Here is a 13,038-nt window from a genome sequence, read left to right on the forward strand (position 1 = left end):
TGGGTTCGGTGAGTGTTCCGGAATGCAGGGGTACGGCGAATCGGGCAAAGGTCAGCCGGCGCGCCAGCGTTGCGCGCGGCGCAGCCAGCCGGCCGAGACCGCGTGCAGCAGCAGGGCCGCCAGCACCGAGGTCAGCAGGATCAGCGTCGACATCGCGGCAGCGGGCGCGGTGTCGCCGGCATCGTCCATGTTCAGCACCGAGATCGCCGCCAGCACGGTGTCGGGGCTGTACAGGAAAATCACCGCCGAGACCGTGGTCATCGACGACACGAAGAGGTAGCGGAAGATATCGAGCAGTGCCGGCAGGCACACCGGCACGGTCACGCGCCAGCACGTCACCAGCGGCGCCACCCCGAGCGACAGCGCCGCGGCCTCGAACTCGTTGTCGAGCTGGCGCAGCGCCGCGGCCGCGGTCAGGTGGCCGGTGGTGTAGCAGTGCGCCACGTTGCACAGCACCAGCAGCGCCATGGTGCCGTACAGCGCGTGCAGCGGATTGCCGGGCGCGTTGAAGAAGAACACATAGCCCAGGCCCAGCACCAGCCCCGGCACCGCCATCGGCAACAGGAAGCCCGCGCGCAGCACGCCGTGCAGCCAGGCCGGGCCGCGCGTGCGCAGCGTCAGCCAGGCGCCCAGGAAGATCGCCGCCGTGCCCGCCAGCGCGGTCAGTGCCGACAGCTTCAGGCTGTTGCGGTAGGCCAGCCAGCCGCCGCCGTCCATATTGTCGAAGTCGTAATGCGCCAGCGTCAGGCCCAGGTTGTACGGCCACAGCTTGACCAGCGACGCGCCCAGCGCGGTGGCGATCACTGCCAGCAGCGCGGCACTGACCAGCGCCACCAGCAGCAGGCACGCGCCGTCGCGGCCGCGCTCGGGCGCCGGCACATACACCTGCGCGCGGCTGCCCATCTGTGTGCGCTGGCGCTGCTGCATTGCCATGTCCACGGCAAAGGTCAGCAGCGCGGGCGCCAGCAGCAGCATGCCGATCAGCGCGCCGCGGTCGAACTGCTGCTGCCCGACCACCGCCTTGTACGCTTCCAGCGCCAGCACCGGATAACCGCCGCCCACCACCTTGGGTACGCCAAAGTCCGTGATCACCAGCGTCAGCACCAGGCAGGCGGCGGCGAACAGGCCCTGGCGCGCGCCCGGCAGCGTGACCGTGCAGAAGGTACGCCACGGGCTGGCGCCCATCGCGCGCGCCGCCTCATAGAGGCGCGCATCGGCCAGCGACAACGTCGCCACCAGCACCATCAGCGCATGCGGGAAGGTGTAGAAGGCCTCGCCCAGCACGATGCCCCAGAAGCCATAGATGCCGCCCGGCCCGAAGGCGCCGCGAAAGATGCCCTGGTTGCCGAACAGGTAGACCAGCGCGATCGCCGGCAGCAGCGACGGCGCAAACAGCGGCAGCAGCGCAATGCCGCGCCACAGCGGCCGCAGTGCGATGCAGGAACGCTGCAGCGCATAGGCAAAGCCAAATGCCAGCGGCACCACCAGCGCCACCACCGCCAGCGACACCGCCACGCTGCGGCCGAGCATCGGCAGGAAGTTGGAGCTGGTCACCAGCGCCGCCATGCGCGCGCCCAGCGCCCATTGCCCCGCCGAATCGAACCACGCCTGGCGGAACAGCGCCAGCAACGGCAGCAGCAGGCCGACGGCCAGCCCGGCCAGCCAGAGCCACTTCATCGCGGCCGGGGCACCGTGCGCCAGCCGGGAGGCCAGGCCGGTGCCGCGCGGCGATGCTGCCTGCGTAGCCTCGGGCAGGACGGCAGTGACCGCGCGCATCATGCAAACACCCGCAACGCCTGCGCGGGCAGCGCAATCCAGAACTTGTGGCCGCCCGCGTCGGGCAGCCGGTGCCGCGCCTCGCGCGCCACGTCGGCAAACAGGGTCAGCCCCGGCAGGCGATCCGCTTCCAGCGCCAGCCGGTAGCGGTTGCCGAGGTAGGTCTGGTCGACCACGCGCGCCAGCAGCCGGTTGGGCTCGGCAGGATCCGGGTCCAGCCGCACCGCTTCCGGGCGGCAGCACAGCCGGCCGGCGGATGCCGCCGGCTGCGGCGAGTCGACCAGGAAATCGACGGCCTGGCTGCCCTCGCCGACGGTGAAGCGCCCGGCCTGCACGCTGCGCCCCGGCAGCCAGTTGGCCTGCCCGACAAAACCGGCGACAAAGGCCGACGCCGGCTGCTCATAGATTTCGGCGGGAGTGCCGGCCTGCACGATGCGCCCGCCGTCCATCACGGCAATGCGGTCGGCCATGGTCATGGCCTCTTCCTGGTCGTGGGTGACCATCACGGTGGTGATATTCAGCCTGCGCTGCAGCTGGCGCAGCTCCAGCCGCAGGTGTTCGCGCACGCGGGCGTCGAGTGCCGACATCGGCTCATCAAGCAGCAGCAGCGAAGGCGCCGGCGCCAGCGCGCGGGCCATCGCCACGCGCTGCTGCTGGCCACCGGAGAGCTGGCCCGGGAACTTGCGCTCGCTGCCGGCCAGGCCGACCAGGTCGAGCATCTCGGCCACGCGCGCGTCGCGGTGCGTGCGTCCCATGCCGCGCCCGTGCAGTCCATAGGCCACGTTCTGCGCCACGGTCAGGTTGGGAAACAGTGCATAGGACTGGAACAGGATGCCGTAGTCGCGTGCCTGCGGCGGCAACCCGGTCAGTTCACGCGCGCCGGCATGGATGCGTCCTGCGTCCTCGCGCTCAAGTCCCGCGATGATGCGCAGCAGCGTGGTCTTGCCGCACCCGGACGGGCCCAGCAGGCACAGCAGCTCGCCCTGCCCGACCGACATCGACACGCCGTCCAGCGCCACGAAGCTGCCAAAGCGCTTGCTGACCTGCTCCACCGCCAGGAACGCCCGGCCCTCCCCGGACTTGCCTGCCTGCATCACCGAATCTCCGCAATCTCAATTGAATCGGTCGCCAGCATAGGCAGCGCAGATGCCAGCCGTGTGGCAGATCGGCAAAGTATTTCGATGGAGGTATCGGGGGATTTGGGATGGGGCAGCGGCGCGGGCACGCCGGCAAGTTATGAATGGTGCCCCTGGACGATTATGACTCGCGCAGCGCAGTGGCGCCCGCAGACGTGGGGGTCGGCACCCGAATCCCCTGTTCCAGGATCTCCCGCAGCACCTGCTGCGGCACCGCCTGGCTGAACAGGAACCCCTGCAGCCCGTCGCACCCCTGCGCCCGCAGGAACTCGAACTGCGCCGCCGTCTCCACCCCTTCGGCAATCACCTTGAGGTGCAGCTGGTGGCCCAGCGCGATGATCGCCGCTGCCACCGCCTGGTCGTGGCCGGGCGTGGCCACGTCGTCGACAAAGGACTTGTCGATCTTGAGCCGGCTGATCGGCAGCCGGGTCAGGTAATTGAGCCCGGAGTAGCCGGTGCCGAAATCGTCGATCGACAGCCCCACGCCCAGCTCGCGCAGCCGGCGGAAGGTCTCGATGGTGGTCTCGCCGCCGTCGACCAGGATGCCTTCGGTGACTTCGATCACCAGCCCCTGCGGCGGCAGGCCGGCCTGCTGCAGGCAGTGCGCCACGGTATCGGGGAAGTTGGCCTGGCGCAGCTGCAGCGGCGAGATATTGACCGCGACCTCGATCTCGCTGCCCAGCGCCTGGCGCAGGGCCTGGATTTCGCGGCAGGCGGTGGCCAGGGTCCATTCGCCCAGCGGCGCCACCAGGCCGCTCTGCTCGGCGATGGGGATGAACTCGGCCGGCTGCATGGCGCCGCGTTCCGGGGTGTTCCAGGTAATCAGCGCCTCGACGCCGGTTATAGCCAGGGTCGCGGCATCGACGATCGGCTGGTAGCGCAGCCGGAACTCATCGCCGGCGAGCGCGCGCCGCAGCAGCCCTTCGATGGTGAAGCGCGCCAGCGAGGCCTCGGCCATGGCGCTGGCAAAGCGGCACAACTGTGCGCGCCCGTCGTGCTTGGCCGCGTAGACGGCCGAATCGGCAGCCTTGAGCAGCTCGGTCAGGCTATCGCCATCGTCCGGGTAGATCGCCATGCCGATCGATGGCGTCACGCGCAGGCGCTGGCCGCCGGCCTGCAGTTCTTCATTGACGCGCGCCTGGATCTTGGCGGCAATCAGCTCGGCTTCGCTGTCGTGGCGCAGGCCGCCCAGCACCACGCCGAATTCATCGCCGCCCATGCGCGCCACCAGGTCGCCCTGTCGTACCGCGCCCTTGAGGCGGTCGGCCATGGTGCGCAGCACGTCGTCGCCGACGGGGTGGCCGAGCGAGTCGTTGATGTGCTTGAAATGGTCCAGGTCAAGCAGCAGCAGCGCCACGCGCTCGCCGTGGCTGCGCGCGTACAGCAGCAGCGCCTGCGCGCGCTCGCTCAGCTCGGCGCGGTTGGGCAGGCCGGTCAGCGGGTCATGCAGCGCGAGGTGTCGGATGTACTCGTCGACGCGGAGGCGCTCGGTCAGGTCGTAGCCGATGGCCTGGTAGCCAGGCGACGGCGCGGACCGGGGCACATCGGCACGATCGGCACCATCGGCGGGACCAGCTGGCGCTGCGTCAGCGGCTGGAGCCTCGATGGGCGCCGGCAGGGCGAACACCGCCAGCTGCACCGGCATGCGCGAGCCGCCCTTGCGCACCCAGGTCCATTCGCGCTCGTCGGTCAGGGCAAGCCGTGCCTTGGCCACCAGGGCGGGCAGCCCCGGCGGCACCGGCTCGCCCAGTTCGCCACTGAGCATGCGGGCATGGTCGGCCAGTTCGTCGGCAACATGCAGGCCGGTCATGTGCATGTGGCCGACCAGTTCCGCGGCGTTGTACCAGAGCATGCGCTGGCCAGCCGCGTTGATGCCGGTGATCAGCCCGTCCTCATCGAACGTGATCACGCAGAAGGCGGCATGGTCGAGCAGCCCGGCATAGCGCGCGGCCTGCACCGCGGCGGCCTGCTGGGCGCGCCGTTCCGGTTCCAGGTCCGTGACCGCCCACAGCCAGTGCGCCGCGCCGCCGTCGGCCGCAGGCAGGCGCGCGGCGCTGGCGCGCAGCGTGAAGCGGCTGCCGTCTGCGCGCACGCCCGCCAGTTCACGGTGGACTTCGGACCCCGGCGCAGCATCGCCGGGGACAACGCCGGTGGCGCCGGGGACCAGGGTGTCCAGGCTGCGTCCGGCCAGCCGCTGCGGATCAGCGCCGAACAGTTGTCCCGCCCGCTCGCTCGCGCGCACCACCACGCCCTGCGCATCGATCAGGATAAAGCCGTCGGCCGACTGCGCCAGGCACGCCTGCAGCATCGCGCTGTCATCTTCCCAGGCATGCACGGCCTGCGCTTCGCGCTGGCATGCGGCACGGCCCTGGCGTGCCAGCGCATGGGTGAGCCACGCCAGCAGCAGCGTGGCCAGCGTGCCCGCGGCCAGCGCCAGGTACGCCTGCCGCGGGCCATGCGCGGCTTCGAAGGCGGGGCGCGTGGCGGCGCGCAGCGTCCAGGTGACACCGCCATACTGGAACTGGCGCTCGCCGTGCAGCAGCGCCGCACTGCCGTCCTCGCGGCGCTCGCCCTCGGTCGGCCCGCCGGACAGCATCGGCCCGGGCGCGGCCGGGGAGCCCTCGTGCAGCGAGAGCTCCAGTTCCGCCGCCGCCGGGGCACCGACCGCGCGCATCAGGTCGCCCAGGCGCAGCGACACGTAGACATAGCCAAGCACCGCCTGGCGCCGCTGCGCCACCGTGCTGACCGGCGCCTCGCCGGCGTAGACCGGCAGGAATACCAGCGCGCCGTGCTGGTGCTGCGCCGCCTCGGTTTCGCGGACCAGTGCCAGGCCGGGCGTGAGCCGCGGTTCGCCGCTGTCGCGGGCGGCTTCCAGCGCCGCCCGGCGCGCCGGCTCGGACAGCATGTCAAAGCCGGCGGCGCGCGTGTTGCGCCCGTCCAGCGGTTCGATATAGAGGATCGGTGCGTACAGGTCGCGCTTGCCGCCGGGATGAATGTCATAGTCGGCAAGGCCGTCGGCACGGGCGGCCTGCACCAGCCGCGGCACCCGCTGCAACGGCGTGAGCGGCGCGTAGCCGATCGACTGGGTGCCGGCGGGCAGGTCGTCGAGCTGGGCAGTATAGAGATAGTCGCGCCACTGCGTGCGCGAGGTGTCGGGGTTGGCGGTCAGCACGGCGGCCACGCCGCGCAGCAGGCGTTCGTTCTCCAGCATGCGCTCGCGCAGCGCGCTGCCGGCCTGTCCCAGCAGCGCGTCGAAATGCTGCTGCGCCTCGCGGCGCTCGAGCCGCTCCGCCTGCAGCCATGCCCCTGCCGTCAACAGCGCGCCGCCGGCCGCGACCAGCAATGACAACAAGGCAGGGGAAAGCGAAGTCAGTCTCATGGTCGATCGGTTCCGGCATGCAGCAGGGGCATGCCGTCTGCGTGGACGTGCCTTCGCATTAACGGGGGACTATACCGTGGCACGGGCAGCGCGCACACCCCCGCCGGGGATGGACCCGTTCGGGGGAAAGACCGCATGCCCCCCATGGCGGGGTATGGTAGGGTTGCACCGGAGATGCCCCCAAGTACGCGGTCTGCGCCACTGGCACTCCAACTGCGCCCTACATGCCCGTCTACACACCCACGCTGAAAGCGCGCATTGCGATCATCACCACCGTGCTGGCCGCGGTGTTCGGCACCGGCATCGTACTGACCGCCCTGTACGATGCCCACCGCGACCTGCACGATGCGCTGCAGGTCCAGCAGGATTCCGTCGTCAAGCTGACCGCCAACCAGCTCGACACCGCCATGAACGACCGCATTGTGCTGCTGTCGCACCAGGCTGCGCAACTCAGCGGCCTGCTGGTGCAGGCACAGGGCGCGCAAGCCGCCGCGGCGCGCGAGCGGGCACTGGATACGCTGTCCGCAGCGATCCCGGTGCCGGCCGCGTTCAACGCGCTGCTGGTCGCCGACATGCAGGGCAACATCGTCACCCACCGCGGCGCCGGGGCGGACATTGGCGACCGCAGCTATTTCCGCGAGGCCGCCCGCTCGCTCGCGCCCGTAGTGTCGCCGCCCATCCGCTCGCGCACCAACGGCCAGATGGGGGTGATGGTGGCGGTGCCGGTGCTGACGCCGAACTGGACCTTCGTCGGCCTGGTGGGCGGCTGGCTGGACCTGTCCAGCGCCAACTTCCTGGTCGAGATCCTGCACAACCGCCTTGGCACCACCGGCTACTACTGCCTGGTATCGGCCGGCCCCAAGCCGGTCTATATCCGCCATCCCGATCCCGCGCAGGCGCGCCAGCCGGCGCTGGCCGTGGCCGATACCTGCGGCGAGGATGACAGCCCCGCGCCGCTGGAATTCCTCACGCCGGCGCGGCCGGTGATCGCGCGCTACCTGATGTCGAGCACCGGCTGGGAACTGGTGGCGCTGCTGCCCGCGCGCGAGGCCTACGCACCGCTGCACCAGATGCAGCAGCGCTTCCTGGGCATGGCCGGGGTGGCCATGGCGGCGGTAGCCCTGCTGATCTGGCTGGCGGTGCGGCGCCAGCTGGCGCCGCTGGCGCGCCTGCACAAGGTGGTACAGGCCAGCGCCAACGATCTGTCCGCGTTCGAGCGGCTGCCGACACGGCAGCAGCGCGACGAGATCGGCGACCTGACGCGCGCCTTCATCAAGCTGATGCGCGACGTGCGCGAGCGCCGCCAGGCGCTGGACCGCAGCGAACGGCGCCTGCGCGCGGTGACCGACACGCTGCCGTCGCTGCTGGCCTTTATCGACACCGATGAGCGCTATGTGTTCAACAACCAGGCCTACGAACGTGTCTTCGGCCTGAAGCCGGAGGAACTGCGCGGCAGGCACGTGCGCGAAATCCTGGGCGAGGCCCGCTACGCGCGCGTGCAGCCCTTCATGCAGCGCGCGCTGGCGGGCACTGCGGTGACCTTCGAAACCGAAGACAGCGACCCCGAATACCACTGCATGGAGAGCAGCCTGCGCCCGGAATGGAGCGCCGACGGCAGCGAGGTGGTGGGCGTGCATATCCACGTGCAAGACATCACGCAGCGCAAGCTGGAGACGCAGCGCCTGGCGCGCATGTCGCGCACCGACCACCTGACACAGCTGATGAACCGCAGCGCCTTCGAGGGCCAGCTGCATGCGGCGATGGTGCGCAGCCGCGAGCATGGCACGCTGATGGCCCTGCTGTACCTGGACATGGACCGCTTCAAGGCCGTCAACGATATCCACGGCCACGCCGCCGGCGACCAGCTGCTGCAGACCTTTGCCCAGCGCGTGCGCCGCTGCGTGCGCGAGCGCGACACCGTCGCCAGGCTGGGTGGCGACGAGTTCGCGGTGGTGCTCGAAGACATGACCCAGCCCGCCGCGGCACGCCGCGTGGCGCAGGCCATCCTGCAGGCGATGGACGAGCCCTTCGACTTCGAGGGCGTATCCGCCGACGTTGACGTCAGCATCGGCGTGGCGCTCTACCACGGCGGCCCGGCGCAGGACCGCGAACTGATGCGGCTGGCAGACGTGCTGCTATACCGCGCCAAGGGCGCGGGCCGCGGGCGCTATGAGATCGGCCCGCCGGAACTGGCGGGCGAGCTCAGCCCGCAGTAGGCGGCCCCGGCCGGGGGCTCAGTGGATAGTGCCGCCGGGCTTGTCCGACGCCGCGCCGCCGGCCCCCTCGGGCTCGAACGGCACGTGGCGGCCATCGCTGGACTGGTAGCCCAGCTGCGCATCGGCGCCCAGCATCTTCTCCCACGCGATCATGGCCTGGGCCACCGCATCGGGCGCGCCCTTGAACACCACCACGTCGTTGCCGCAGCCGGGGCATTCGCCGCCGAACACGGCATCGATGCCGGGCAGGCCCGGCACGTCGAGCGCGTCGAATTGCGCGAACGCGGTCTTGCAGTGCCCGCAGACCAACTGGGCGGGGCGCAAGGCCTCGATCTTTGCGCGTGCCTGTGCCGCACGCTCCTCGGGGGTTCCCCGCCGTTTTGCCTCGCCCATGATGTGCCTTCCTTCCCCGTGCTGCCGGTGTGTGTTTGCATCGGCCCCGCCAGTGCGGCCGGACCCGTGCCTGTTAGATGCGCAATGCGGGCCGGTGGTGCCCGGCCATGGTCGCAGGTGACGGCGGCGCTGCGTGCGCGCCGTCGCCGATCTGCTGCGCTCAGTTGGCATTGTAACCAGCGGCGCGCAGCAAATACCGGGCCGACAGGAACCGGCAGCGCCTGCTATTGTGGATAACGATGCCCCGTGCGCGTGCGGATGCGCCGCTTCCGCCACCGTGGGCATGCTGGTCCCCATCCACCTACCCCCGAAGGAGGACGTTCCATGATCCGACCCACCGTGCAGGAAAACGCCGCCCGCTACGCCGACTGCATTGCCGCCTGCAATGCCGCATCCGCTGCCGCACTCAAGTGCGCCGCGGCCTGCCTGGAAGAACAGGACGTGCGCAAGATGGCGCGCTGCATCGCGCTGGACATGGATTGCGCCGGCATCGCCCAGCTGGCCGCGTCCTACATGCTGCGCAACAGCGAGTTCGCGACGCTGGTGTGCGAAGACTGCGCCGAAGTCTGCAAGTGGTGCAAGGAGGAATGCGAGCACCATGACAACGAGCACTGCCAGGAATGCGCCCGCGCCTGCGCAGCCTGCATGGAGCAGTGCCTGAAGATGACGGCTTAGCGGTCCGCGCCCGATTCCTGCCGCCCCTGCGGCGGCTCGGCCAGTGCGACGAAGGCATCGATCAGCCTGGCGCCGCGCCGCTCGCGCAGGCAGTAGAGATACTCGTGCAGGCAGGGCGAGGCATCGGTGAAGCCCAGCACGCGCAGGTCCGGATGGCTCGGCACCTCGTGCCGGGCGATCACCGATACGCCCAGGTTGCGGATCACCGCCTCGCGGATCGACTCCCGGCTGCCGATCTCCATCTGCGCGGCGGGGCTCACGCGCGCCTGCGCCAGCATGTCTTCGGTTGCGATGCGCGTGGTCGACCCGAGCTCGCGCATCAGCAGGCGGCAGCCCGCCAGCGCACTGACGGCCACTTCGGTGTGCCCGGCCAGCGCATGGGTGCGATGCACCACCAGCATCAGCGGGTCCACGCCCAGCAGCACGCGCGACAGGCGCGCATCGTCCACCCGCTGCGACGAGGTGGCGATATCGACGCGGTATTCCTGCAGCGCTTCCAGCACCTCCTGCGAATTGCCCGTCACCACGCTGACATCGATGGCGGGAAAGCGCTCGCTGAAGCCGCGGATCAGCTCCAGCACATAGTAGGGCGCGGTCGCGCCCACGCGCAGGCTGCCGGTGCGCAGGTCGCCCGAATGGCGCAGGAAGAAGTCGATCTCGGTTTCCTGCTGCACCAGCGCCTCGACGCGCGGCAGCAATGCCAGCCCCGCGTCTGACAGCGCCAGGCGGCGCCCGCCGCGGTGGAACAGCTCGACCCCGTAGGCTTCTTCCAGCGCGCGGATCTGCGCGGTGATGGTGGGCTGCGACAGGCCCAGGCGCTTGGCGGCCTGCGTGACGCTGCCGATGCGGGCCACCATGAAGAAGGACTTGAGCTGGGCGATGAGCATGCGGCCGAGGGATGTCGCTAAGGGCAAGGCAAGGCGGCGGGCGCCTGGGCGCCGGCCGCAATGAAGCGGTATTCTAATGGACTGCACCAAGCCACCCGGTCCAACCGTCCGCTGCCTTGCATAGGAGTCTGCCCATGTCTGACCCGTCCACCGCCGCCACCCGCATCGAGAAAGACAGCCTGGGCGACGTGCCCGTGCCCGCCGACCACCTGTGGGGCGCGCAGACCGAGCGCTCGCGCCAGAACTTCCGCATCGGCAACGAGAAAATGCCGCCGGCGCTGATCGAGGCCTTTGCCGTCCTGAAGCTGTGCGCGGCGCGCGCCAATGGCGAGCTTGGCGTGCTCAAGCCCGAACTGGCACACGCGATCGAACAGGCCGCGACCGAAGTCATCGAAGGCCGCTGGCCCGACGAGTTCCCGCTGTCGGTCTGGCAGACCGGATCCGGCACGCAGACCAACATGAACCTGAACGAGGTCATCGCGAACCGCGCGATTCAGTTGCTGGGCGGCAAGGTCGGCAGCAAGACGCCGGTGCATCCCAACGACCACGTCAACGCCAGCCAGTCCTCCAACGACAGCTTCCCCACCGCGATGCATATCGCCGCCACGCGCGCGATTCAGCAGCAACTGCTGCCGGCGCTGGAGCAGCTGCAGCAGACCTTCGCGCGCAAGGTGGAAGCCTTTGCCGATATCGTCAAGGTCGGCCGCACCCACCTGCAGGATGCGGTGCCGCTGACGCTGGGGCAGGAGTTCTCGGGCTACATGACGCAGGTGGCCGATGCGCAGTCGCGCCTGCAGCAGGCCATGCTGCGCGCGATGCCGGTGGCACAGGGCGGCACCGCGGTGGGCACCGGCCTGAACGCCCCGCACGGCTTCGCCGCGGCCTTCGCGCGCGCGCTGGCCGACTACACCGGCCTGCCGTTCGAGCCCGCGCCCAACCGCTATGCGCTGCAGGCCTCGCACGATGCGCTGGCCGACCTGTCCGGCGCGCTCAGCACCACGGCCTCGTCGTTCCTGAAGATCGCGCGCGACTTCATGCTGCTGGGCTCAGGCCCGCGCGCCGGCTTTGCCGAGCTGGTGCTGCCGGCCAACGAGCCAGGCTCATCGATCATGCCGGGCAAGGTCAACCCGACCCAGGCCGAGGCACTGGCGATGGTGTGCTGCCGCGTGATCGGCAACCACACCACGGTGACGCTGGCCAACGGGCTGGGCACGCTTGAGCTGAACGCCTACAAGCCAGTGATCATCTACAGCCTGCTGCAGTCGGTGAGCCTGCTGGCAGGGGCCGCGTCGAGCTTTGCCGAGCATATGGTCGAAGGCGTCGAGGCCGACCGCGAACGCATCGCCGAACTGCTGGAGCGTTCGCTGATGCCGGTGACCGCGCTCAATCCGCATATCGGCTACGACAAGGCCGCGGAGATCGCCAAGCTGGCGGTCAAGCGCAACCTGTCGCTGCGCGAGGCGGCGATCGCGTCCGGGCATGTCACTGAGGCGCAGTTTGCCGAGTGGATCGACCTGAAGGGGATGACGCGGGAGGTGTAGCGGGAGGTATAGCGGGGGTACAGCAGGGGTGCGCCCCGGCACGGAACCGATCCGCGCCGGGGCAGGCCGGCCTTAGCCGACGAAGGCCTTTTCCAGCACGAAATGGCCGGGATGGCTCATATTGCCTTCGGCAAAGCCGCGCTCTTCCAGGATGGCGCGGACGTCCTTGAGCATGTCAGGGCTGCCGCACAGCATGATGCGGTCGTTCTCCAGCGAGAACGGCTCCACGCCCAGGCGCTCGAACAGCTCGCCCGAGGCAATCAGGTCGGTGATGCGGCCGCGGTTGTCGAACTCTTCGCGCGTCACGGTCGGGAAGTACACCAGCTTTTCGCGCACCAGATCACCCAGGTGCTCGTGCTGCGGCAGGTGTTCCTGGATCAGCTCGCGGTAGGCCAGTTCTTCAACGAAGCGGCAGGTGTGGGTCAGCACGACCTTGTCGTAGCGCTCGTAGACCTCCGGATCGCGGATGATCGACAGGAACGGCGCCAGGCCGGTGCCGGTGGCCAGCAGCCACAGCGTCTTGCCGGGCAGCAGGTTGTCCACCAGCAGCGTGCCGGTCGGCTTCTTGCCGACGAAGATCTGGTCGCCCTCGCGCAGGTGCTGCAGGCGCGAGGTCAGCGGGCCGTCGGGCACCTTGATGCTGAAGAATTCCAGCGTTTCCTCATAGTTGGCACTGGCAATGCTGTAGGCGCGCAGCAGCGGGCGACCGTTCACCTCCAGCCCGACCATGGCGAACTGGCCATTTTCAAAGCGAAAACCAGGGTCGCGCGTGCAGGTAAAGCTGAAAAGGGTGTCGGTCCAGTGATGGACGGAGAGGATGGATTGCTGGTTCAGGTTGCTCATGGCGAAACGCGGGATACAGCGGCAGGATGCAGCGCCAAAGACGGCTGGAAAGGAAGAATCTTAACGCATGCTTGGGGGCGGCGCAGGCGGAGCCTGCAACGCCAGCGCGGGATTTCCGGGATGTGCATGCGGTGCGGCCTATGCGGCACGCCCGATATTGTTGATAAATTCCGTCTAATCAATTTGATTTCC

The 13,038-nt window shown here is 69.6% G+C and carries 9 protein-coding genes; 3 read left to right on the forward strand and 6 right to left on the reverse strand.

What is annotated here, in order from left to right; translation table 11 throughout:
* Nucleotides 1-51: 51 nt before the first annotated feature.
* The 3 genes from AC1Q6V_RS09155 to AC1Q6V_RS09165 form a co-directional block, all read right to left on the reverse strand.
* Nucleotides 52-1,779: a putative 2-aminoethylphosphonate ABC transporter permease subunit gene (locus tag AC1Q6V_RS09155; RefSeq protein WP_454750637.1), complete on the reverse strand. Its 1,728-nt coding sequence runs from the start codon at nt 1,777-1,779 to the stop codon at nt 52-54.
* Entirely contained in the window at nt 1,776-2,870 is a 1,095-nt protein-coding gene (locus AC1Q6V_RS09160; protein WP_439669572.1) for a putative 2-aminoethylphosphonate ABC transporter ATP-binding protein, read from the reverse strand. Before AC1Q6V_RS09160 ends, AC1Q6V_RS09155 begins: the two co-directional genes overlap by 4 nt.
* A gap of 163 nt (nt 2,871-3,033) precedes the next feature.
* Nucleotides 3,034-6,291 (reverse strand): bifunctional diguanylate cyclase/phosphodiesterase, encoded by a 3,258-nt coding sequence (locus AC1Q6V_RS09165; RefSeq protein ID WP_454750636.1) that lies wholly within the window; start codon nt 6,289-6,291, stop codon nt 3,034-3,036.
* Nucleotides 6,292-6,515: 224 nt separating this feature from the next.
* On the opposite strand from AC1Q6V_RS09165, the gene AC1Q6V_RS09170 reads away from it, so the two are divergent.
* The gene (locus AC1Q6V_RS09170) at nt 6,516-8,507 is read left to right on the forward strand and encodes a sensor domain-containing diguanylate cyclase (RefSeq protein WP_454750635.1); all 1,992 of its coding nucleotides are present in this window, start codon (nt 6,516-6,518) and stop codon (nt 8,505-8,507) included.
* A gap of 18 nt (nt 8,508-8,525) precedes the next feature.
* On the opposite strand, the gene AC1Q6V_RS09175 is transcribed toward AC1Q6V_RS09170, so the two are convergent.
* On the reverse strand, nt 8,526-8,900 hold the full coding sequence (locus AC1Q6V_RS09175) for a hypothetical protein (RefSeq protein ID WP_010814047.1): 375 nt from the start codon (nt 8,898-8,900) through the stop codon (nt 8,526-8,528).
* A 324-nt stretch (nt 8,901-9,224) separates the two neighbouring features.
* On the opposite strand from AC1Q6V_RS09175, the gene AC1Q6V_RS09180 reads away from it, so the two are divergent.
* Complete coding sequence (locus AC1Q6V_RS09180) at nt 9,225-9,575, forward strand: four-helix bundle copper-binding protein (protein ID WP_010814048.1); 351 nt, start codon at nt 9,225-9,227, stop codon at nt 9,573-9,575.
* Here the strand turns inward: AC1Q6V_RS09180 and AC1Q6V_RS09185 are convergent.
* The gene (locus tag AC1Q6V_RS09185) at nt 9,572-10,462 is read right to left on the reverse strand and encodes a LysR family transcriptional regulator (protein ID WP_010814049.1); all 891 of its coding nucleotides are present in this window, start codon (nt 10,460-10,462) and stop codon (nt 9,572-9,574) included. The two genes, AC1Q6V_RS09180 and AC1Q6V_RS09185, sit on opposite strands and share 4 nt — an antisense overlap.
* 134 nt (nt 10,463-10,596) lie before the next feature.
* Here AC1Q6V_RS09185 and fumC point away from each other — a divergent pair, with 134 nt between their 5' ends.
* Nucleotides 10,597-12,003, forward strand: a complete 1,407-nt coding sequence (gene fumC / locus AC1Q6V_RS09190) for a class II fumarate hydratase (RefSeq protein WP_010814050.1) — start codon at nt 10,597-10,599, stop codon at nt 12,001-12,003.
* A 72-nt stretch (nt 12,004-12,075) separates the two neighbouring features.
* Here fumC and AC1Q6V_RS09195 read toward each other — a convergent pair whose 3' ends face one another.
* On the reverse strand, nt 12,076-12,846 hold the full coding sequence (locus tag AC1Q6V_RS09195) for a ferredoxin--NADP reductase (protein ID WP_010814051.1): 771 nt from the start codon (nt 12,844-12,846) through the stop codon (nt 12,076-12,078).
* Nucleotides 12,847-13,038 lie beyond the last annotated feature (192 nt).

Source organism: Cupriavidus sp. GW823-FHT07B10, assembly GCF_058794355.1.